The 21254-nt window shown below is 55.8% G+C and carries 21 protein-coding genes and 1 tRNA gene; 13 read left to right on the top strand and 9 right to left on the bottom strand.

What is annotated here, in order from left to right:
• Window positions 1-1033 precede the first annotated feature (1033 nt).
• The 3 genes from ACDI13_RS05475 to ACDI13_RS05465 form a co-directional block, all read right to left on the bottom strand.
• Complete coding sequence (locus tag ACDI13_RS05475; protein ID WP_316991018.1) at window positions 1034-1840, bottom strand: UDP-2,3-diacylglucosamine diphosphatase; 807 nt, start codon at window positions 1838-1840, stop codon at window positions 1034-1036.
• Window positions 1830-2339, bottom strand: coding sequence for a peptidylprolyl isomerase (locus ACDI13_RS05470; protein ID WP_045931048.1), 510 nt, complete (start codon window positions 2337-2339; stop codon window positions 1830-1832). The genes ACDI13_RS05475 and ACDI13_RS05470 overlap by 11 nt, the downstream gene beginning before the upstream one ends.
• A 169-nt stretch (window positions 2340-2508) precedes the next feature.
• On the bottom strand, window positions 2509-3120 hold the full coding sequence (locus ACDI13_RS05465) for a tetratricopeptide repeat protein (protein ID WP_372372848.1): 612 nt from the start codon (window positions 3118-3120) through the stop codon (window positions 2509-2511).
• A gap of 265 nt (window positions 3121-3385) precedes the next feature.
• Here ACDI13_RS05465 and cysS point away from each other — a divergent pair, with 265 nt between their 5' ends.
• From cysS to ACDI13_RS05415, 10 genes are all read left to right on the top strand, one after another.
• Window positions 3386-4837, top strand: a complete 1452-nt coding sequence (gene cysS, locus ACDI13_RS05460) for a cysteine--tRNA ligase (protein ID WP_316991020.1) — start codon at window positions 3386-3388, stop codon at window positions 4835-4837.
• On the top strand, window positions 4822-5493 hold the full coding sequence (locus tag ACDI13_RS05455) for a DNA-3-methyladenine glycosylase 2 family protein (protein WP_316991021.1): 672 nt from the start codon (window positions 4822-4824) through the stop codon (window positions 5491-5493). The genes cysS and ACDI13_RS05455 overlap by 16 nt, the downstream gene beginning before the upstream one ends.
• Before the next feature lie 26 nt (window positions 5494-5519).
• Window positions 5520-6485: an acetyl-CoA carboxylase carboxyltransferase subunit alpha gene (locus tag ACDI13_RS05450; RefSeq protein ID WP_316991022.1), complete on the top strand. Its 966-nt coding sequence runs from the start codon at window positions 5520-5522 to the stop codon at window positions 6483-6485.
• The gene (gene tilS / locus ACDI13_RS05445; protein WP_316991023.1) at window positions 6478-7563 is read left to right on the top strand and encodes a tRNA lysidine(34) synthetase TilS; all 1086 of its coding nucleotides are present in this window, start codon (window positions 6478-6480) and stop codon (window positions 7561-7563) included. The genes ACDI13_RS05450 and tilS overlap by 8 nt, the downstream gene beginning before the upstream one ends.
• 171 nt (window positions 7564-7734) lie before the next feature.
• On the top strand, window positions 7735-8988 hold the full coding sequence (locus ACDI13_RS05440; RefSeq protein ID WP_094195904.1) for an aspartate kinase: 1254 nt from the start codon (window positions 7735-7737) through the stop codon (window positions 8986-8988).
• Window positions 8989-9048: 60 nt separating this feature from the next.
• Window positions 9049-9141, top strand: a tRNA-Ser gene (locus ACDI13_RS05435).
• Between the two features lie 418 nt (window positions 9142-9559).
• Entirely contained in the window at window positions 9560-10120 is a 561-nt protein-coding gene (locus tag ACDI13_RS05430) for a hypothetical protein (protein WP_316991024.1), read from the top strand.
• A gap of 172 nt (window positions 10121-10292) precedes the next feature.
• Entirely contained in the window at window positions 10293-10433 is a 141-nt protein-coding gene (locus tag ACDI13_RS05425; RefSeq protein ID WP_022983530.1) for a hypothetical protein, read from the top strand.
• Window positions 10423-11346: an SPFH domain-containing protein gene (locus ACDI13_RS05420; protein WP_316991025.1), complete on the top strand. Its 924-nt coding sequence runs from the start codon at window positions 10423-10425 to the stop codon at window positions 11344-11346. Before ACDI13_RS05425 ends, ACDI13_RS05420 begins: the two co-directional genes overlap by 11 nt.
• A gap of 88 nt (window positions 11347-11434) precedes the next feature.
• Window positions 11435-11794 carry a hypothetical protein gene (locus tag ACDI13_RS05415; protein WP_316991026.1) on the top strand — a complete coding sequence of 120 codons (360 nt, stop codon included), beginning with the start codon at window positions 11435-11437 and terminating at the stop codon, window positions 11792-11794.
• Here ACDI13_RS05415 and ACDI13_RS05410 read toward each other — a convergent pair whose 3' ends face one another.
• From ACDI13_RS05410 to ACDI13_RS05400, 3 genes are all read right to left on the bottom strand, one after another.
• Entirely contained in the window at window positions 11795-12778 is a 984-nt protein-coding gene (locus ACDI13_RS05410; protein ID WP_316991027.1) for a helix-turn-helix domain-containing protein, read from the bottom strand.
• 212 nt (window positions 12779-12990) lie between these two features.
• Entirely contained in the window at window positions 12991-14061 is a 1071-nt protein-coding gene (locus tag ACDI13_RS05405; RefSeq protein ID WP_316991028.1) for a nitrilase, read from the bottom strand.
• A 220-nt stretch (window positions 14062-14281) separates the two neighbouring features.
• Window positions 14282-14539: a hypothetical protein gene (locus tag ACDI13_RS05400; protein WP_316991029.1), complete on the bottom strand. Its 258-nt coding sequence runs from the start codon at window positions 14537-14539 to the stop codon at window positions 14282-14284.
• 113 nt (window positions 14540-14652) lie between these two features.
• On the opposite strand from ACDI13_RS05400, the gene ACDI13_RS05395 reads away from it, so the two are divergent.
• Window positions 14653-15243, top strand: coding sequence for a phenylacetic acid degradation protein PaaY (locus ACDI13_RS05395; protein ID WP_094198279.1), 591 nt, complete (start codon window positions 14653-14655; stop codon window positions 15241-15243).
• Between the two features lie 134 nt (window positions 15244-15377).
• Window positions 15378-15521, top strand: coding sequence for a hypothetical protein (locus ACDI13_RS05390; protein WP_316991030.1), 144 nt, complete (start codon window positions 15378-15380; stop codon window positions 15519-15521).
• A gap of 214 nt (window positions 15522-15735) precedes the next feature.
• Here the strand turns inward: ACDI13_RS05390 and ACDI13_RS05385 are convergent, their stop codons facing one another.
• Genes ACDI13_RS05385 through ACDI13_RS05375 form a run of 3 tightly spaced genes read right to left on the bottom strand, consistent with a single transcriptional unit; the run spans window position 15736 to window position 19479 of the window.
• On the bottom strand, window positions 15736-16740 hold the full coding sequence (locus ACDI13_RS05385; RefSeq protein WP_316991031.1) for an extracellular solute-binding protein: 1005 nt from the start codon (window positions 16738-16740) through the stop codon (window positions 15736-15738).
• A 16-nt stretch (window positions 16741-16756) separates the two neighbouring features.
• The gene (locus ACDI13_RS05380) at window positions 16757-18424 is read right to left on the bottom strand and encodes an iron ABC transporter permease (RefSeq protein WP_316991032.1); all 1668 of its coding nucleotides are present in this window, start codon (window positions 18422-18424) and stop codon (window positions 16757-16759) included.
• 5 nt (window positions 18425-18429) lie between these two features.
• Window positions 18430-19479 carry an ABC transporter ATP-binding protein gene (locus ACDI13_RS05375; protein ID WP_316991033.1) on the bottom strand — a complete coding sequence of 350 codons (1050 nt, stop codon included), beginning with the start codon at window positions 19477-19479 and terminating at the stop codon, window positions 18430-18432.
• 653 nt (window positions 19480-20132) lie between these two features.
• Between ACDI13_RS05375 and ACDI13_RS05370 the strand changes: the two genes are divergently transcribed.
• Entirely contained in the window at window positions 20133-21251 is a 1119-nt protein-coding gene (locus ACDI13_RS05370; RefSeq protein ID WP_316991034.1) for an NAD(P) transhydrogenase subunit alpha, read from the top strand.
• The last annotated feature ends 3 nt before the right edge of the window (window positions 21252-21254 follow it).

The following is a 21254-nucleotide window of genomic DNA, read 5'->3' as shown; positions in this document are numbered from 1 at the left end:
AATACCGTCTTTTCACGCACATACTTTGTCTATCTATCTATCTATCTATCTATCTATCTATCTATCTATCTATCTATCTATCTATCTATCTATCTATCTATCTATCTATCTATCTATCTATCTGTCTGTCAGTTTGTCTGTCCGTTTATCTAGTGATGTACCAACTTGATAGGCACTTTTTTGGCGACTGTTGTGTTCAAGGGTTAGTTAGCAAATAGCGGGTTTGTCGCCAGCTAGGTGGTCTGGCTTGTCTTGGCTTTTGATACGCTGCGGCTCATTGAAGGGAGCTTGCTCTCAGCAAGACGCCTCTCGGTTCGTCTGCCCCGGTATCCGGGCTGACTACTTGCCGGTGCTGCGCACCGGTGCCCTTGTCGGTGTTCGGATACGGGCGTGCCCTTAACTCGCGGGGTGTCTTGTCCACAGGACAAGACACAAGCGTCCCACTCAAACAGAAGGGCTCTTGAACCCCGTATCCGAACACCGCCTGCGGCAAGCAGTCCGAACCGCCCCGGATACCGGGGCAGACGAACCGAGAGGCTCACAGTGAGGTGGGGACAAGCAGCCTGGCATTGCTCAAGGGTTGGTTTTGAGCAGGACTCCAATTGTTGACTGTCACTTGATAGGAAGCAGGAGGAGGCATCTTGGCCGCAAGAAATACGGTCTCTTTTGCGTTTTTGAGGGGGCCGCTGGGCTCGACGGGCGAGTCAGGGCTCTGGCCGCAGGTTCTTGCAGTATCCAGGATGCAAGCCCTGTGCTGTTTGAGCGGGGCGCTTGTGGTTCGTCCGGGGGGCGAATCACCCCGCGAGTTCACAGGGCGCCTGGATACTGCAAGAGACCAGGGAACCCGTGCGCAGCACGGGCCGGAGACCCGCCAAGTCGAGCCCAGCGGCCCCCTCAAAAATGCTTATGCAGCCACCCTGATTCCTTGCGGGAGACAGCTAGAGACCGCAGAAGTCAGCAAAAACTTTCATCCGCTGAGCGGACGAAAAGAGCCTGGCTTAAAACCAACTGCCTATAGCCGGAGTCAACGAAGTCAAACTTGCTGAGGTCCCAGTGTCTGGCACTGATCCTCTTTTCCCCATTGGTGCAAACAAAGCTGTCTGCCTTCAATACTGATATAACCGCCACGCCGTTCTCCTTCTGAGGAGTCCGACTCCCAATCCGGCAGTACCCATCGGCGTACCGGTTCGAAGCCGGGAATGTCATGCACGGCGGGTCTATGTGTGTGGCCATGTACCATGGCGTGCACAGCGTGTGCCTCGCAGGCCGCCACAATCGCCGCTGGCTGCACATCCATAATGTCTTTGGATTTGTATTGCTTGTCGCGCTGGCTACCGGCGCGGGCCGAATTGGCAATACGCTGACGCAAGCTTAAAGGGCAGGCCAGATAGAGTTTCTGGAGCCAGGGTTTGCGTACCCAATAGCGAAAGCGTTGATAGGCCAGATCGTCCAGACAATACTCATCGCCGTGTGACATCAGAATCAAACCGGCCGAGGTGTCCAGGATGACTTGATCCGGCAATAGCGTGGCGTGGACATGGCGGGCGTAGGTGTCATCCAGCAGAAAGTCGCGATTGCCGCGCATCAGATAAAGCGGATGCTGCTGCGCAAACGTGCGCAGCGCCTCACTGACTTGAGCAAGCCAGGGAGCAGGGTGGGCGATTTGATCGTCACCAATCCAGGCATTGAAAATATCACCGCCCAGGATCAAGGCATGAGCTTGATGCTGGGCGGAGTGCAGAAACTGCAGGAAATCCTGGACGGTGTCTGGATTGTCCGGACCCAGGTGCAGGTCCGCGGCAATCCAGATGGTGCCCGTCAGCGTGAGCTTATTCGACAAGCGTGGCTTTTTCCAGAACGACGTCCTCAACAGGAACGTCCTGATGGAAGCCCTTGTTGCCGGTGCGTACGGTCTTGATCTTGTCGACCACATCCATGCCTTCAATGACGCGGCCAAATACGGCGTAGCCCCAGCCATTGGCGGTCGGTGCGGTGAAGTTCAGGAAGTCGTTGTCAGCCACGTTGATGAAGAACTGAGCGGTAGCCGAGTGCGGGTCGGACGTGCGAGCCATGGCCAGGGTGTATTTGTCATTCTTCAGACCGTTGTCGGCTTCATTTTTGACAGGAGCGTTGGTCGCTTTTTGCTTCATGTCGGCCTCAAAGCCGCCACCCTGGATCATGAAGTTGTTGATCACACGGTGAAACACGGTGCCATCATAAAAACCGCTGGACACGTAGTCCACAAAGTTGGCGACGGTGTTGGGGGCCTTTTCTGCGTTCAGTTCGATCAGGATGGTGCCCTGGTTCGTCTGCAGTTGGACGCGTGGGGAGGTGCTCATAGAAGTGCCTTCAGAAGAAGTGGAAGAATCTGCTGCCATAGCCGGACTGCTCATCATAGGCATAGCCATACAGGCAGCAATAAGCAGGGTGCGCAAGCGGCGAGCCTGATCACACCATTGAAATGTGCTTGCAAACATAAGATAGGGACAATCCCGTCAAAGAAAAATCTTATTGTTGCAGAATTTGGCCAGTTTGTTGCGCGCGTTGGGCTGCGTTGGGCACACCGCTGGCTGCTGCCTGACGATAGGTGTCGTTGGCCAGCATCAGTTGGACTTCACCCATATTGGCACGGGCCAGTGCGTAGGACGGATCGGCAGTCAACGCCATTTTCAGGGCCTCCAATGCCATGTCCAGCTTGTCTTGCGCAATGTACTCAGCCGCCAGATTATTCCAGGGCTCGGGAAGCTCCGGGTAATAGGTGGTCATGTTCTGATAAAGGCGGATGGCGCCATTATGATCACCACTGGCCGACAGGGCGCGCGCTTTCAAAAACAGCAGTTGCACATTGGCACCGGGTTCGCCACGGTCCTTGCGCTGCGCCAGTTGTTTTTCAATGGCTTGCAAGGCGTCGGCATGACGGCCCTGGGCAATCAGGGTGCTGATGCGCTGACTGATTTCAGCGGAGCTAAGCGGCAAAGACGTATCAACACTGGGAGCCAGCACGTCCAGAGCGCGGGCCAGTCCCTTCCAGCCACGTTCAGGTTCGGGGGCAATATCCAGCAAGGGATCATTCACCCGTGCGCTGGGCGGGGGCAAATCGGGCAGGGATTGGGCGCTCACGTTAAGACCCAGGGCCAGTAAAAAGGCCAGGGTGTACGGAGCGAAAAACCGAGTCCGTTGAGGTGTACTGAGCACGGAGGGGGCGCCTATAAAATCTGGCTTGAAGACCAGGAAGGTTGGTAGATTGCTGCCTTTAACGAGGTCTGCTTGCTATACTTGTTGACCATCATTCTAACCTTGCCTCTTGCCGGGCGGGAAATACGGAACCTGGTCCAAGGGCAAATTGTTCTGGCACCAAGTTTCGATTTTATGACGATTACAGGCCATGTTGCGTATTTATAACTCGTTGTCACGCTCTAAAGAGGTGTTTTCTCCAGTTGAACCGGGCCACGTACGCATGTACGTCTGTGGCATGACGGTGTACGACTTCTGTCATTTGGGGCACGCTCGTATGCTGGTCAGCTTTGACATCGTGCAACGCTGGTTGCGGGCAAGCGGCTATCGCGTCTCGTATGTGCGCAACATTACCGATATTGATGACAAGATTATCCGCCGTGCTGTCGAGCGCAAGCAACGGATGTCCCAGGTCACGGACTTCTATATCAAGGCTATGCATGCCGACGAAAAGGCCCTGGGTGTGCAAAGCCCGGATTCGGAGCCACGTGCTACCCAGCACGTACCCGATATGCTGGGCATTATTGCCAAGTTGGAAGAGAACGGTCTGGCCTATCAGTCCGAAGACGGCGATGTGAACTACGCGGTGCGTCAGTTCCCCGGCTACGGCAAATTGTCGGGTCGCTCTTTGGATGACTTGCGCGCCGGTGAGCGTGTCGCCCTGAACTCGGCCAAGCGTGACCCTCTGGATTTTGTGCTGTGGAAGTCGGCCAAAGAAGACGAGCCAGCCGAATCCAAATGGGAATCGTCCTACGGCCTGGGCCGTCCAGGCTGGCATATTGAGTGCTCGGCCATGAGCAAGGCACTGCTGGGCTTGCCTCTGGACATTCACGGTGGTGGCCCGGATTTGAAGTTCCCCCATCATGAAAACGAAATTGCCCAATCGGAAGGCGCCTTTGGCGGCCAGTTGGCCAATGTCTGGATGCACTGCGGCCCCCTGATGGTGGATTCGGAAAAAATGTCCAAGTCCCTGGGCAACTTCCGTCGCATTCGCGATACCGTGGCGCCTGAAGGTCTGGCTGACGAACAAAGCAGCTACATCGCCAATCCGCGTGAAGCGGAAATGCTGCGCTTTTTTATTGTGCGCAACCATTACCGCAGCTTGCAGAACTACGCGCCGGACAACCTGCGCGACGCTCAACAGGCTTTGGATCGTCTCTACCAGACTCTTCAACACGTTCCTGCCGCTGAGGTTCAAATCGATTGGACTCAAGGCCCCGCTTTGGCTTTTGCCGAGGCCATGAACGATGACTTCAATACGGCTGGTGCCATTGCCGTTCTGTTCGAGCTGGCGGGTCAGGCCAACCGCGAAAAGGATGCGCAGGCTGCTGGCTTGATGCGTGCCCTGGGTGGTGTGATTGGTCTTTTGCAAGTGGACCCTGCCGTCTACTGGCGCGCCAGCACACGTTTTGGTCAAGCGGCCAGCGTGGCGGGTGTCGACTCCTTGAGCGATGCTCAAATTGACGAACTGTTGGCTGAACGCAGCCAGGCTAAACAGAACCGCGATTTTGCCCGTGCCGACGCCATCCGTGAGCAGCTTAAAGAGCAGGGCGTTGAGCTGGAAGATCGGCCAGGTGGAGCAACGCAATGGCGCAGGGCCTAAACGGCGTTCAATCCGGCCCTCAAGTTCGTTTGGTGGGCAAACCTGATTACTGGGACGACGCGTGCGCCCAGTTGATGAAGCGCGATCGTATCCTGCGCAAGCTCATCCCCCAGCATGGTGACTACTGGCTACAGCATCAGGCCCCGGCTTTTACCACGTTGGTGCGTTCTATCGTGGGCCAGCAACTGGCCTCGCGTACAGCGGATCAGTTGTGGCGCAAGCTGCTGGACGGTTGTGGCCAGGCCCTCTCGCCCAAACTGATTGTGGAGCTGGGCTACGAGTCCTTGCATGGTTTGGGTTTGCCCAAACGCAAGGCCGAATACATTGTTGATTTGGCGACGCACTTTGATGCTCGTAAAATCGACCCCCAGGCATGGCAGTCCCTGCCTGACGAGGCCGTTATTGCTGATCTGTGCACCATTCGTGGCGTGGGTCGCTGGACGGCAGATATGTTTCTGATTTTCAACTTGCACAGACCCGATGTTCTCCCTTTGGATGATGCGGGACTGCTCAAGGCAATCTCTCAGCACTATTTCAGCGGCGAGCCGGTATCCCGGTTCGAGGCGCGTGAAGTTGCCCAAGCGTGGGCACCGTGGTGTACGGTGGCTACCTGGCATCTGTGGCGCAGTCTGAACACAGTTGCGGTACGATATTAAATTAGGCCTAAACCTTAAGAACCGACATGCGAAATACATTCCTGGAATTTGAGCAGCCTTTGGCCGAGCTCGAAGGCAAAATCGAAGAGCTCCGCTACGTGCAATCTGATTCCGCAGTGGATATTTCAGAGGAGCTCAGCCGTCTGCAGCAAAAAAGCCAGACGCTGGCCAAGAATATTTACGCCAAGCTCACGCCTTGGCAAACGGCCCTGGTTGCTCGCCATCCCCAACGTCCCTACACGCTGGACTATATCAACCAGATTTTCTCGGACTTTCATGAATTGCATGGTGACCGCATGTATGCGGATGACCTGGCGATCGTGGGAGGGCTGGCCCGTTTCAATGGCACACCGTGTATGGTCATTGGCCATCAGAAAGGTCGTGATACCAAAGAACGCGCCCGTCGCAACTTCGGCATGCCACGTCCCGAAGGGTATCGCAAAGCCTTGCGCCTGATGCATCTGGCAGAAAAATTCGGTATTCCGGTGTTCACGTTCGTGGACACCCCCGGTGCCTATCCCGGTATTGGTGCGGAAGAGCGTGGTCAGTCCGAGGCGATCGGCCATAACCTGTTTGCCATGGCCAAGTTGCGTGTGCCTATTATCTCCACCATTATTGGTGAAGGCGGCTCGGGTGGTGCTTTGGCGATTGCGGTCGGTGACGTGGTTTCCATGCTGCAATACTCCACCTACGCTGTGATCTCGCCCGAAGGGTGTGCCTCAATTTTGTGGCGTAGTGCGGATAAGGCTCCGGTGGCCGCAGAAGCCCTGGCCATTACTGCCCCGCGTCTGAAAGAGCTGGGTCTGGTCGATCGCGTGATCAATGAGCCTATTGGTGGTGCTCATCGCGACCCCACCATGATGGCGCGTCAATTAGGCCGTGCGCTGGCCGATGCCTTGCGCCAGGTTTCGGGCCTGAGTACCGAACAATTGCTGGCGCAGCGTATGGAACGTCTATTGGCCTACGGTCGTTATCAGGAAGTTCGTGCCTGATTCATTGTCTTCCAGTCAGCTTTGGGGCTTTAGCCCCTCACCCACGCTGCTGGAGGCGCTTGACCACCACCTAGGTTTTAAAAGTGGCGATAGCGTCGCTGTTGCCTTAAGTGGTGGTGCGGACTCGGCAATGCTGGCGGTACATGCTCATCTTTGGGCCAGCCGCCGCAACGTCACACTTCATTTTTTCCATATTCATCATGGCCTGCAAGCCATTGCCGATCAGTGGCAAGCGCACGTGCATGATTTGGCTGCGCGTTTGCAGAGGCCCTGTCACAGCTTGCGGGTTCAAGTTCAGTCCCGCCGCTTGAGTGCTGATGGTATGGAGTCCGCCGCGCGTGATGCCCGCTATCAGGGCTTGGCTGAACTGGCGCGTTTTGCTGGCTTGCAGCATATACTGCTGGCCCATCATCAGGACGATCAGGCTGAAACTGTTTTGATGCGTTTGCTGCGAGGCACGGGCACAACCGGCCTGGGCGCGATGGCGCCTCATAGTCTGCGCGATAATCTGAACTACTGGCGACCTTGGCTGGAACAGCCCAGGGCACTCATTCTTCAAGCCAGTGAACATTTTTCGGCGGCCACAGGCTGGCACGCAGTACAAGATCCTACCAATACCAATCCTGATTACACACGGGGTGCGGTGCGCGACTTGCTCACGCCTGTGCTGGATGCGCGCTGGCCGGGTTGGCAAAGCCGTTTGCAACGACAAGCCCAGTTAAGCCGCGAGACGCAGGCAGTATTGGACAGCGTAGCCCGCCAGGACTGGCTGGGTCTGGAGCCGGATGAAACCGGCCGTAGCTTCAGTCTGAGCGCCTGGCGCAGTCTGGAACCGGCTCGGCAAAGTATGGTTATCCGTCATTGGTTGCAGGAGCAGGGCGCTGGTTTACCCACGCATGCCCGCCTGGCTGAGTTGTTGCGCCAGCTGCGGGGGGTGCATGCTCAGGGTCATGACAGAAATTTGATGTGGAAGCATGGACCGAACCTGATCCGCTGCGTGCGTGGTCGGGTGCAGATTGAATCTGCCTGTTCAGGTGAGCAGAAAAGCAGCCTGGGGGCCGATCAATCGAGCAAATAAGTCGTTTTTGGGTGGCCTGTGGTTGGAGCGTGGGCTATGGTGTTGAGTCGGCAAAGTATGTGTTTTTTGCGTGCGTATCAGGTAGAGCCTGCGCTTGGGGCACAGAAAGTCGTTAAAATAGTCGGGTTTTGTGTCTATCCCAGACCTTAGCCCTTTGATGCAGAGTAAAAGATGTCCCTGATCGTACATAAATATGGCGGCACGTCGATGGGCTCGATCGAGCGCATCCAGAATGTGGCGCGTCGGGTTGCCAAATGGCATGCTGCCGGGCACCAAGTGGTGGTCGTTCCGTCGGCCATGTCCGGTGAAACCAACCGTTTGCTAGGCTTGGCAAAAGAATTGAGTATTCAGCCTGATCCGCGTGAGCTGGATATGCTGGCTGCCACGGGCGAGCAAGCCAGTAGTGCCTTGTTGGCCATGGCCCTGGCCGCTCAAGGTGTTCCCGCCCGCAGCTACGCCGGTTGGCAGGTTCCTGTCAAAACCGACAATGCCTATACCCGTGCCCGCATTAGTTCTATTGATGACACCCGTATTCGCCAGGATCTGGACGCAGGCCGTGTGGTCGTTGTGACAGGTTTCCAAGGTGTAGATGAAGAAGGCAACATCACGACCTTGGGTCGTGGCGGTTCGGACACCTCTGCGGTGGCCATGGCCGCTGCCATGAAGGCCAGTGAATGCCTGATCTTTACCGATGTGGACGGTGTTTACACGACTGACCCGCGCGTTGTGCCAGAAGCCCGCCGCATGAAAGTGCTGTCCTTTGAAGAAATGCTGGAAATGGCCTCTTTGGGCTCCAAAGTTCTTCAAATCCGGTCTGTGGAGTTTGCTGGCAAGTACAAGGTGCCTGTGCGCGTCCTGTCCTCCATGACCGACCCCATGATTCCGCTCGAAGAAGAAATGTCTTCGGGCACGCTGATTACTTTCGAGGAAGACCAAAAAATGGAAGCTGCCGTTGTCTCTGGCATTGCCTTCAGCCGTGATGAAGCCAAGTTCACCCTGCGCGCCGTTCCTGACACCCCCGGCGTGGCCTATTCCATTCTGGGCCCCATCGCCGCAGCCAACATCGAAGTCGACATGATTTTGCAGAACCTGTCGGTTCAAGGCACCACAGACTTCTCCTTTACCGTCAGCCGCAACGATGCACTGCGTACCAAGGAATTGTTGATGAACCAGGTCGGTCCTGCTGTGGGCGCTGGCGAAATCGTGTTTGATGAAGCTGTGTGCAAAGTGTCCATCGTTGGTATCGGCATGCGTAACCACGCTGGCATTGCCAGCTCCATGTTCCGCGCCTTGTCCGAAGAGGGCATCAACATCCAGATGATCAGCACCAGCGAGATCAAAACCTCCGTGATCATTGCCGACAAGTACATGGAGTTGGCCGTGCGTGCTCTGCACAAGACGTTCGAGCTGGATCAGGAAAAATAATCCCTTTGGCTATTTGCATTGGTTTTTTAAAAATGCTATAGTTACTTCTTTCCTAGAGCTGGAGACGTGGCCGAGAGGTTGAAGGTACTCCCCTGCTAAGGGAGCATACGGCTTATACCCGTATCGAGGGTTCGAATCCCTCCGTCTCCGCCAGCTGAAATTAAATTAAGCCCTTGTTTTCAAGGGCTTTTTTTATTGCCTGACGCTTTGCTTGAACAGTGTTCGGGTAAGTTTTCAAGTCTGACCTGGTTCAGGTAAACCCCTGATTGCTGTATCAGCAGCGGCAAGCGGACAGGGCTAGAGCTTTTACAGCGACAAGAACAAAAAATAATGGTTACTTTTTTATCTCAGCCGGCTCAGGCGAAGTTAAGCCTCGGGCATCTGTCGGCAGGCCTGTTTTAAACGATATGAATGTTTAAAGCGCAAGGCTTTTCAATTCAATATTGTTGAGGATTGAAAATGCTGTGTCGTTTTTGGCACAGGCTTAGAAAAGCAGTGAGTCTCGTGCTTACAATCAATCAACGTGTTTTGCGTCGTTCAAGACGGCAGTCTTGTTTTTTTAGGATGAGCGATGATTAAACGAGTCCTCTGTATCTGTGGCATGGCCTTGATGGGCCTGCCGTTCTTGGCATCCTCAACAGAGCGGGGATTGGATGATCAGGTCGTGACTCGTTATGTGCAAAGCCTGGCTGAGATCTTGCCGGTGCTACAAACTGTAGAGCGTAGCGAACCGGTATGGAATGGTGGTCTGCCAGACGGTTTCCCACCCATGTTGGAGGTAGGTCAGGTGGAGCCTGGGTCTGGCCTTTACCGTCAACTGAACAGCCTGTCGCAAAAATATGGTTTTGCCGGGCTGGAGCAATGGGATGCGGTAGGCCGTGATATCTGGCTGACCCGTCTCTATATCCAAGAGCGGGAAGATCTGGACTTGGTTTATGAGCAGCTCGATGCGCTGGAAGCGACCTTGCGTGATAACGCTCGCCAATACTCCACGGCCGAGCTCGAGCAACTGATGCGCACCTTTCAGAGCAGCAAAAATCATATTCTGCGCTTGATTGCGACTCGCAACGATGTGCCGCCCGTGCAGGCTCATATGGCTGATCTGGATGCTGCATTGGCTTCTTTGGAATAGCGAGATAAGTCGTTTTTTCCCCTGTTCAGGCCACTGCAATGGCGGCCGTTTAAGATTTGTTACCAGCAATGCTGCCCATTTGTCATATTTTGACGCTTCTTTTCTGAGCGTGGCAGAAGGAATCGGGGATAATTGCCGTCTGTTTGAAATCTAGTGGGAAGACTGAAGCGTCATGCGTATCATCTTGATTTTGTTGGGGGCCGCTGTGCTGGCCTACTTGATTGCCAAAGGCATACGGCAACTGATGGTGGAACGTCGTCAATTAAAAGACCAGACGCGTCAGCCACACAAAGGAAGCCGTGATGAGCACTGATAAAAATCCATTGATGAAACTGGCCGCTAAAACAAAGTCAGAAGGTGGCACGACCAATTACTCCAAGGGACTGGGTTTCCTTGGGGCTGCTGTGGTTATTTTCCTGATCCTGATCGTGGCCTCCATGGGCTCGTTCTTGCAGGTCGATCAGGGTGAGCGTGGCGTGGTGCTGCGTAACGGTAAGCTGGTTCGTGTGGCTGAACCTGGTTTGGACTTCAAGGTCCCGTTCTTTGATACGGTACGCAAAATCTCGGTACGTGATCACACGGTTCGCATGCAACTTGAGGCGTACAGTTTTGACCAGCAGTCTGCCTCCATGGTGGCCTCGGTAACGTATCGAGTGCCTGAAACCGATGTGGCTCAGCTATATTCCGAATACGGTTCGCTGGAAGCGTTGGAAGCCCGCTTGCTGGAGCGTAAGGCTTTGGACGTGATCAAGAACGTGTTTGGTAAATACACGGCTGCTCAGTCCATCCAGAATCGCGAGAAGCTGGGGGCTGACATCAATGAAGCCATGCGTGTGACGTTGGAGGCCGCTCCTTTGCAAATGATGGGCGTGCAGGTTGAGGAAGTGGCTTTCTCAAAAGCCTACGAGCAATCGATTGAAAACCGCATGTTGGCTCAGGTTCAAATTGAAACCACACGCCAGCAAAAAGAAACTGCTTCCATTCAGGCTGAAATCCAAGTTGTGCAGGCTGAAGCAGAGGCTCGCGCTCAGCGAGAACGCTACATGGCTGAAGCCGATGGTATTCGTCTGCGTGGTGAAGCCGAAGCCAAGGCGATTTCTGCCAAGGCACAGGCATTGGCCCAGAACACAAATCTGGTCAATTTGAATGCAGTGGAAAAATGGGACGGTAAATTGCCAGAAAGCCTGGTTCCCGGTTCTGCCATGCCCTTTATTGGACTGCGTTAATTTACTGGCAGTCGTTGGCCCGAACAACTTTTCTCCGGTAGCGTTACGGCAAAGGTAACGCTACCGTTTGTTTTCCAAGGAGTAATGAATGAGTGATGACATGAACCCGGTTCCACAAGACGAGGGTACCAAGCAGTTGGTCAACCTGCGTAACCTGACATTAATCAATTACGCCCTGTACATTTTGTCCATGTTTGGCGGTATTACCGCCTTGGCCGCCATCATCATCAATTACATCAAGCGTGATGAGGTTCGCGGCACCTACCTGGAGTCGCACTTCGATTGGCAAATCCGTACCTTCTGGTGGGGCTTTGTGGGCGTGGCGCTTTCGTTCTTGCTGATGGCAATTCTGGTGGGTTTTGTGACCATCGTAATTGTGGGCGTGTGGATTTTGTACCGCCTGGTCAAAGGCCTGTTGGCCTTGAATGATGGCAAGGCGATTGCCTGATCAGACAGGCATCGAGTCTGATTGAACCAGGGCCCGCATACTTTCGCGGGCCTCTTTGGGCGGCACACCAAAGTGCTGCCGAAATGCCCGGCTGAAATGGGCAGAGCTGCTGAACCCCCAGTGGTAAGCAATTTCCGTGATGGTCTTGTTGTGGTGGGCCAGCCGGCGCAAATCCTGTTCAGCGCCTTTCAGGCGCATGGACCAAATCCAGTTTGTCAGTGAATCGGCTTCGCCTTCCCAGGCACGATGCACGGTGCTGGCCGTCAGGCTCAGACGTTTGGCAATCTTGCCTATATTCAGCTCCGGGTCGCGCAGATTTTCCAGCACATAGGCTTTGATGCGGTCGCGTCGGACAGATCCCGTATCGTCGCTTAAAGGCAGGCTGCCCAGATTTTCTGCCAGCGCGGCGACCAGAATACCGACCAGGCTGTCGGCAAGCGACAAATCTACAATAGGGCCACCGGAGGGTGGGCAGTCCATCAGTTCGCTGACCATATGGGAGAGCAAACGTGCCGTGCCCGATTGGGCGCTAGTGATTTTGCAGGCCGTCATGTCCTCGGCATTGTGCAAACGCTTGCGCAAGATGGAGCCGGGCAAAGAAAGCACATACTGCTTGAAGTCATGGTCAAACAAGAGCTGATAGGGACGGGTGGAGTCGTACAAGGCCAACTCACCGGGCTGCAGGTAAGCGGTCTTGTCATCCTGAACCAGCTTTCCCGCTCCGGCCACTTGTATGCTGAGCAGAAAAATATCCTCGGATGCTCTGGAGATTTGCAGCGGTGTGCGCAGGACTGTCTGTGTGGTCGAGGTGATATGAGAGAGGCTGACGGCCGCCAGCTCACGACGCGTAATGGCTCCGAAGAAAGGGGCGCTGGAGCGGGACGGAACGGCGCATTCCAGTTGCACATAGGCCTTGCTGACGGCCTCCATCCAATAGGGCGCGCGCCGGGTGGCGGGAATTGCCGTGGTGGACCATTGCTCCATTGATGACCTCTCCGTCTTGAGTCCAAAGGCTGATGGCTGGGACTGCGATCAACTGGACTGACTAAGTATCCGGCAAGATCTCTGGTTTGTGCCAGACCAGAAAGAGTGACAGGCGACGATAATTTCCGACCAGGATGAAGCGGATGCGGGATCGGGGACGCAGAAGGAATCAAGGCCCGGACAGTTTGCCCGGGCCTTGTCATCTTTTGGGGTCAGGACGGTTCTTGCACCAGCAGCGTATCCGAGTCCTGAGTCTGGCTGATGGCGACGGGCGCAGCCGTACTTTGCCCGCGCGGCTCGGGCGCTTCTTCCTTGATCACACTTTTGGAGTGCACCCGAGTCATGGGTTCACGGTGCCCCAGGTCCAGTACCAGACGGGTGGCCTCGGGTTTGGAGTAGTGGCCCACAGGGTCGTTGATGGCCTTGGCGAAGGCAATTTCTTCCATGTTCAGATCGGCAATGATCAGGCCTTCGGCATCGTGTGGCAGGTAGGGCGCCAGGGTGCGTCCGTCCGGCGCAAAAATCATGGAACTGCCGCCGCCCACTTTCAGCAAGGAGGCGTTGTGTTCACCGACTTCCAGCATGTCCAGTGTCTCCTGGGTGACGACACTGCTGGCGGCGATGGTAAAGCACTGGCCTTCAACTGAATAGATTTGCGAGGCAGCCATGTTCACTTTGGCGCTGAGCGCATGGGCCTGTTCGCTGTACAGCGAAAAGGACGGCCAGGCGGCAATGTGAATGGCTTCGTGCTGGGAGTACAGCGCGTACTTGCTCAAGGGGGACAGGTGCTCCCAGCAGCACAGGGCACCGACGCGGCCCAGCTCGGTGTCGGACACAATCAGATCACGGGCATAACCTTCACCAAACACGGTGCGCTCGACATGTGTAGGTTTGAGTTTGCGACGCGACCACAGCATCTCGCCCTTGTCGTCGATCAGGCATTGGCCCAGGTAAAGGCTGCCCCCGCTGCGCTCGCTATAACCCAGTGCGATGAAAATACCCAAGGTCCGTGCGGCCTGGGCAATGCGTTGAAACTCTGCACTGTCCAGCGAGAGTGAGTTGGCATAGTAGCGGGCACTGTACTTCAGCGACCAGGCCGGTGCGCCCAGCCAGACGTGGAAGGGATAGCCGGGCAGCCAGGTTTCACCAAACACGATCAGGTCGCAGCCCTCATCGCGTGCCTGACGAGCCAGCTCAATGGTTTTATCAACACCCGCTGCCAGATCGTAGTTGGGAGAGGCGGCCTGTACGGCGGCTGCCCGGACGATTTTTCTTGTCTGCATACATCCTCCTTGTCGCGGTATCCGCGATCTTGATCGCCAGACCGCGCTGCTTACCGAGCCCGGCCGTCTTGGTTTGCGTCAGTGTAGGAGGGGAGGGCGGCGCTGAATTGACTGACAGGCGCAGAATGCTTGACTGGGAGTCGCAAGCACGGGGAGCGGGAGTCCCCTATCCTGGCTTGGCCGTTTGGGCAGTGAACAAGAGGGATGGGGGCTGTCTGGCTTAAAGCGCGAAGCTGTATTGCACCGTCAGTCCCATGCCCACGACCCACAGAATCAGGGGAATGGGGCGCATCAGCAAGCCGGGAATGGCGCGCAGAATAAAGCCGATCAAGCGGGTGAACAGCCAGAGCAGGGGTGGCGATTGATCTTTTTCCTTCATATAGAGGATGCCTTGCGACAGCAAAAAGGACTGCGACAAGTAGGCGGCGTAAAACACCATGCCCAAGGAAAAAGCCAGCCAGTAATACAACATGCTCATAGGATGCAAAAAGAAAGAGTACGGCGCATTATATCGGTCTGTAGCAGCTATGATCGTATTTTTGGCCGGACCTGGGGCCGGCTGTGGGTGCAGGCTTTTTGTACGAGGCAGGTATGCAAAATATTTATTCTATTGATGGGCTGGTGCCCGTGGTTCATCCTACGGCCTATGTTCATCCTACCGCTGTACTGATTGGTGACGTCATTATTGGTGAGGGCGTGTACATCGGCCCTCTGGCCAGTTTGCGAGGGGACTTCGGGCGCATCATCATGAAGGCCGGCTCCAACATTCAGGACACCTGTGTTATTCACGGCACGCCTTATCAGGACACCGTGGTGCATGAGGATGGCCACGTCGGACACGGTGCAGTGCTGCACGGCTGCGTCATTGGCCGCAATGTGCTGGTGGGCATGAATGCGGTCGTCATGGACGCGGCGGACATCGGTGCAGACAGCATTATTGGTGCCATGGCCTTTGTGAAAAAAGGCATGCAGGTGCCACCCCGCAGTCTGGTGGCGGGTTCTCCAGCCACGGTGGTCAAGGAACTGGATCAGAAAGCCATTGATGGCAAGTTCTTCGGTACGCGTATGTATCAGCGTCTGGCTCAGCGGTCCCTGGCAACGATGCAGCGCGTGGAGCCGTTGACGGAAGTGGAAGCAGACCGTCCGCGTTTGCGTGAAGACCAGATTTATCCGGTGGATTAAATACGGTGGGGGCTGGAATGGAGATAGGCTTCCATCAGGATCCCGTTCTTGTTGCTGATTGATGCGCCGATTTGCATAAGCACGGGGCTATTTATTGGCGCTCCACGCGCCCTAATTTTCGGCTTGTGTTTGATATGGTGACACAACAGGGGCTGGAGGTTCTGCCCTTGGCGGCCAATGTAGGCGGGGACTTTTTAAACTACATCATTCGTCTTGATTGTGTGGAGCAAGAGGGTTTGGAGGCTACAGGACAGCGAGTCTCGGCGGCGATGGCTTGATGGATGGAGCTTGGTGAGCCGGTGCTGCATATTGAACGACTCTGAGAGGGTTAGGGCGGATCTTGCTTCTTTTTTGGGCGTCGTTTTTTAGCGGTGATAAAAAACCCTTGGTGCGCAGCGAAGCCCACACCAAGGGTTTTGTATTGAGTTCTGATCAATCAACGGGTGGGTCAGGCCCACTTGGCGTCGTTGTTCAGTTCGGGGCTTGGTCGGTTTATTTACCCACTGCTGCCAACGCCTGTTTCCAGGCCTCGATGACTGTTTCGTACTCGGCAGCGGCCTTCAAAGGATCGGTGCTGGCAATCTTGATCTGATCCAGGTTCGGCAAGTTGGTCAGCTCGGCCACATTGATGTCGCTGCGGGTGGGGCGGCGAAAGTTCTCAACCAGCTCGGCTTCCTGAACCTCTTTGGACAGCAAGATGTCCACCAGTTTGTGGGCGGCTTCCTGGCCGTTTTTGGGGTTCTTGATCACGGCCACGCCTTCCGGGGCAATGAAGGTGCCGTCTTCAGGGTAGATCAGCGCAATGCCTTTCTGACCACCGGCCACGTAGGCGTAGGCGGCGTACTCCATGGTCACGCCCAAGGGGTATTCGCCGTTCGCCACGCTCTTGTAAACCTGGCCTGAACTTTTGGACACGACGACGTTGGCCGCCAGTTTCTGCAGGCCTTCAGCGCCGTACAGTTGGTAGATGCCGTAAACCTGGTCGTACGCACTGCCCGAGGATGCTGGATCACCAATAATGACCTTGCCTTTCCACTGGGGATCGAACAGGTCGGCCCAGGTTTTGGGAGCGGCCTGGCCTTTCAGTTGGCGATCATTGGCCATGATGACCATGACGTGGGCGTTGGAGCTGGTCCACAGGCTGTCCTTGCCGTGGAAGGCTTCAGGAATGGCCTTGTTTTCGGGCGATTCGTAGGCTTCGAAATTCTGCTGGAAAGCAGCCATGGTGCCATAGCCAGTGCCCCATACCACATCACCCAGCGGGTTTTTTGCTTCGGCTTCGATACGCTTCATCAAGGCGCCAGCACCCGAAGTCACTTGTTGAATGGACAGGTCAGGAGCGGTCTTGCGAGCGATTTCCAGTGCTGTATCAATGGTTTGTACATTATTGGGCGTGTACATCACGGCATTGGCGGCCAGGGCGGCACTGGATAGGGACAGGGCGCCGACACTGAAGGAGAGTGCCAGACCAGTTTTCAGAAAACGTGTAGTCAGCATAGTGAGCCTTTTTAGATTAGCGGCTGGAAAACAGATCCAGCTTGAGAAAACGGATAGCCAGATAAATCGGCACCAGAATCACGACCATCAGGATCACCCCGTAAGCCGAAGCGCGGGCCAAAAAGCCGGCGTCGATCTGGCGGAACATCTGGATGGGCATGGTCTCCATACCACCGTAATACAGCACGATAGTGGCGGAAATTTCAGCCAGCGACGTGACCCACATCAGGATGGCCGCGCCTAGAATGGCGGGTTTCATCAAGGGCAGAACCACTTTGAAGAAACTCTGGAAGGGGCTGACGCCCAGATTGATGGAGGCTTCTTCGATGGAGTCGGGAATGTTGTAGAGCGAGGCCGAGGCCGAGCGAATGGAGAAGGGTACTTTACGCACAAAGTACGCGCCGGCCATAATCACCCAGGTGCCAGTCAGCACCAGCATGCCGCTGTTGTAGGTCTGGATCAGGGCAATACCCAGCACGGTGCCGGAAATGGCCAACGGCAGCATCACCATATAGTCCAGCGCGGTTACCACGAACAGGCGCTTTTTCACGATCAGGTAACTGCAGATCGTGGCAAAGCAGGTGCCTGCAATCGTGGCGACACTGGCCAGCATCAGCGAGTTCAGGATAGGCTCGGGAGCGTAGCGCAGGGCACGCTCCATATTGTCCAGCGTGAAGGTGCCGTATTGCATGACCGGGCCGCTGGCTTTGGTGAAGGCGCCCATCAGCACGATAAAGGCCGGGATCAGCGAGAAGGTCACAAACAGTACGGCACCGATGGTCAGCAAGATGCCGGCCAGACCTTGAGCACGGACCGGGAGCGGGGCACGGCCTTGCTGCATCTGGAAGGTCTTGCGCTCCAGCACTCGTTTCTGAATGAACAGCACGGCACCGACCAAAATCACGGACACCACGGCCAGCACACCTTGCATGGTGGGGTTGCCGCTCATCTCGGACAGAAAGGTGGTGTAGGTCAGCGAGGACAGCACATCCACCTGACCACCCAGAATCATGGGGATGGAGAAGTTGTCCACGGCCAGCGTGAACACAATCATGGCGTTGACCAGCAGGGCAGGCATCAGCACCGGGAAGGTCACGCTAAGCGCACGCTTGAAGTTGCTGGCACCCAGGTTCACGGCCGCTTCTTCCAGCGTGCCATCAATGGCCTTGAGCGCAGCCAGCATGCCGATATACACATAGGTGTAATCGTTCAGGATCAGCACGTAGGACATGCCGAACCAGCCATAGAAGCTGGGCAGGTCGATACCAATACCTTCCAGGGCCAGACGCACCACACCGTTATTACCCAGCAGCATCAGCCAGGCCTGTGAGACGATGATGTCCGGCAGCACAATGGTGGTCAGGGGCAGGATGGCCACAATGGCCTTGCCGGGGAAGTCGTAGCGGGCCACCACATAGGCCAGCGGAGCACCCAGCAGCAAGGTGCCGATGGTGGAGATCAGGCCCAGCTTGATGGTGTTGAAAAAGGCTTCAACATAGCGCGGTTCGCTAAAGAAGGTTTCAAAGCCATGCAGGCTGGGCAGGCCCGTTGCCGGGTCGATGACGCTTTGATAGAACAGGGAGGCGAGAGGCCAGACAACCCAGAACACCAGCACCACCAGACAGACCAGGGCGGGCAGAAACCAGGGAGAACGAAGGGCCAGGGGGCGTGCAGCAATAGCCATGGGTCTTAGGCCTCGACCAGACGACATTCAGGGCTAAAGCTCAGGTTCACCGAAGCTCCTGCAGACAGATGCAGATCCTGGGCGGCAGCAACGTCAGCAATAATTTGTTTGCCGTCGCTCAGCTTCAGGCTGTAGGCCGTTTTGGTTCCCAGATACTGGCGCGCCACGACGTGGGCCGGAATGCTCGCAGCCTGGGCCTCGGTATGCAGGGTGATGTTTTCAGGGCGTACTGCCAGCAGCACTTGGCCGGCAGGTGGTGGGTTGTTCACCATAATGTGCCCACCGGCAATGCTGACGGTGGTGTGATCAGCTTCCATGTGCACGCTTAGGGTGTCGATCAGGTTGGCCGCACCGATAAAGTCGGCGGCATAGGCGGTGCGTGGGGTGGAGTACATGGCTTCGGGGGTATCGAGCTGGTCGATACGGCCCTGGCGCAGCAAGGCAATACGGTCCGACATGGACAGGGCTTCTTCCTGGTCATGTGTCACGAAAATAGCCGTAATGTTGGATTCCTGCTGCAATTCGCGGATGACCTGACGCATTTGAATACGCAGCTTGGCATCCAGATTGGACAAGGGCTCATCCATCAACAAGACGCGGGGCTCGATGACCAAAGAGCGGGCCAGGGCCACACGCTGGCGCTGGCCGCCGGACAGCTCGGCCGGGTAACGTTCGCCCATACCGCCCAGTTCCACGCGGTCCAGAATATAGGCGACTTTTTTCTTGATGTCGCTGCTGCTGACTTTGCGGACGCGCAAGCCGTAAGCCACATTGTCAAACACGGTTTTATCCGGGAACAGTGCGTAGTCCTGAAACACCATGCCGGTCTCGCGCTTGTGTGCGGGCAGATAGGTAATGTCTTCTTTGTCCAGAAACAGACGGCCTTCATCAGGGATGATGAAACCGGCAATCATACGCAGCAAGGTGGTTTTTCCACAGCCGCTGGGCCCGAGTAAAGTAAAGAACTCGCCATGCCGGATTTGCAGGCTAAGTTCATTGATGATGGTGTTGCTGCCGTAGCGTTTCACTACGCGATCGATGTTGATTTCTGCCATGGGGATAGATCAGCCTGGAGCTTAATAGTGCAGGTGAACCGTGATTCAAGGGAGCGCCTGCCTAGGCTTTTAAAAGAAGCGACTCAGTAGCGATTAACGAGGTAAGCCTCGCGGTGGCGTGATTCTGAGTAAGCATTACAGCTTGATGACAAGTTTTATAAGAAGTTGCTATCTTAGCAGCAGAGCAATACTTGTGGTTTTAATTATCAGGCGTCTAAGTCCAGGGCACAGGCTGATCTGATCCGTGTTGCCTGGCAGGTAAATAAAAAAAATCGGTAGAACAAGCCTCCTATTGCGATAATCAGGTGGTAGTAATGTGTCTTGCTTTTTCGCCTAAAGCGGTCTAGTGCGAGTTAGGGTTTCTTGTGTCAAATAAAGGCCCTTATAGTGAGTTAAAAAGAATGACAGTTTCCTGCAAGGGGCAGGAGTGGGAGAGGGACACAAAAGGGTGGGTTTCTACCCTGTTCAAGCAGGCCTGGAATAGGCCTGTTCATGCACATCCGAATTTATAGATGGTGTTCCGGTACTGTGGACAAACACATACCGGGCCGGAGAGGTTGTTGGGTCATGTCCTGTTGGTGACAGACTCACCCATCCGGGTACTGCACGTCGTCAGAGATCGTAGAAGTTAGTTAATTAACTGGAGATTGAAGATGCGACTGGGTGTACTAAGCCCCCGGGGGACCGGGGAAAAGAGGGTAGCGGCCACGCCCGATACCATCAAGGCCTACCGCAAGGCGGGCCATGAGGTGATTATCGAGGCGGGTGCCGGACAAGGTATTGCCAGCTCGGATGCCGATTACCAGGCAGCAGGGGCAACGATAGGAGATCCCTATCAAGCTACCGTGCTGTTGGTAGTAGGCCCGGCTGATGTGGATTCGGCGCGTTTACGTGCCGAGCATGTGGTCGTCGGTATGCTGGATCCTTACGAGAGTCAGGGTCTGGACCGGCTGGCCTCTTCGGGTTGTCAGGCATTCGCCCTGGAGCTGATCCCGCGTACCACGCGGGCGCAAAGCATGGACGTTCTGTCCTCGCAGGCCAATATCGCGGGTTATGCCGCGGTACTGAAAGCGGCCACCTTATATCCCCGATTCTTTCCCATGATGATGACCGCGGCGGGCACCGTCAAAGCGGCCCGTGTCGTGGTGCTGGGCGCGGGTGTAGCTGGCTTGCAAGCGATTGCGACAGCACGTCGTTTGGGGGCGGTAGTGGAAGCCTCTGACGTACGTCCTGCCGCGCGTGAGCAGATCGAATCGTTAGGCGGCAAGTTCATTGATGTGCCTTACGAGACCGATGAGGAGCGTGAGGCCGCGCAAGGAGTGGGCGGTTATGCCCGTCCCATGCCGGCTTCCTGGTTACAACGGCAGGCAACGGTCGTGGCCGCACGCTGCGCGCAGGCTGATGTCATTATTTCCACGGCCTTGATTCCGGGGCGTCCTGCTCCGCGGTTGATTGCCGAGGAAGTCGTGCAGTCCATGCGAGCGGGTTCGGTCATTGTTGACCTGGCTGCAGCACGTGGCGGTAATTGCGCGTTGACTGAAGCCGATCAGATTGTGGAAAAACATGGCGTGACCCTGGTGGGCGAGACCAACTTCCCGGCCCGGGTGGCCGCGGATGCGTCAGCCTTGTATGCACGCAATATTCAACAGTTCCTGGGCTTGATGCTCAAGGATCAGTCTGACGAGCTGCATATCCCTGCGGACGACGACATTGTGAATGCCAGCCGGGTGGTACAGGGTGGCAAACGACTCTTTCCACAGCAGGGAGCCTGACGC

The organism is Alcaligenes faecalis, assembly GCF_041521385.1.
Taxonomy (GTDB): domain Bacteria; phylum Pseudomonadota; class Gammaproteobacteria; order Burkholderiales; family Burkholderiaceae_B; genus Alcaligenes; species Alcaligenes faecalis_E.
This window is presented reverse-complemented; position numbering and strand designations above follow the sequence as displayed.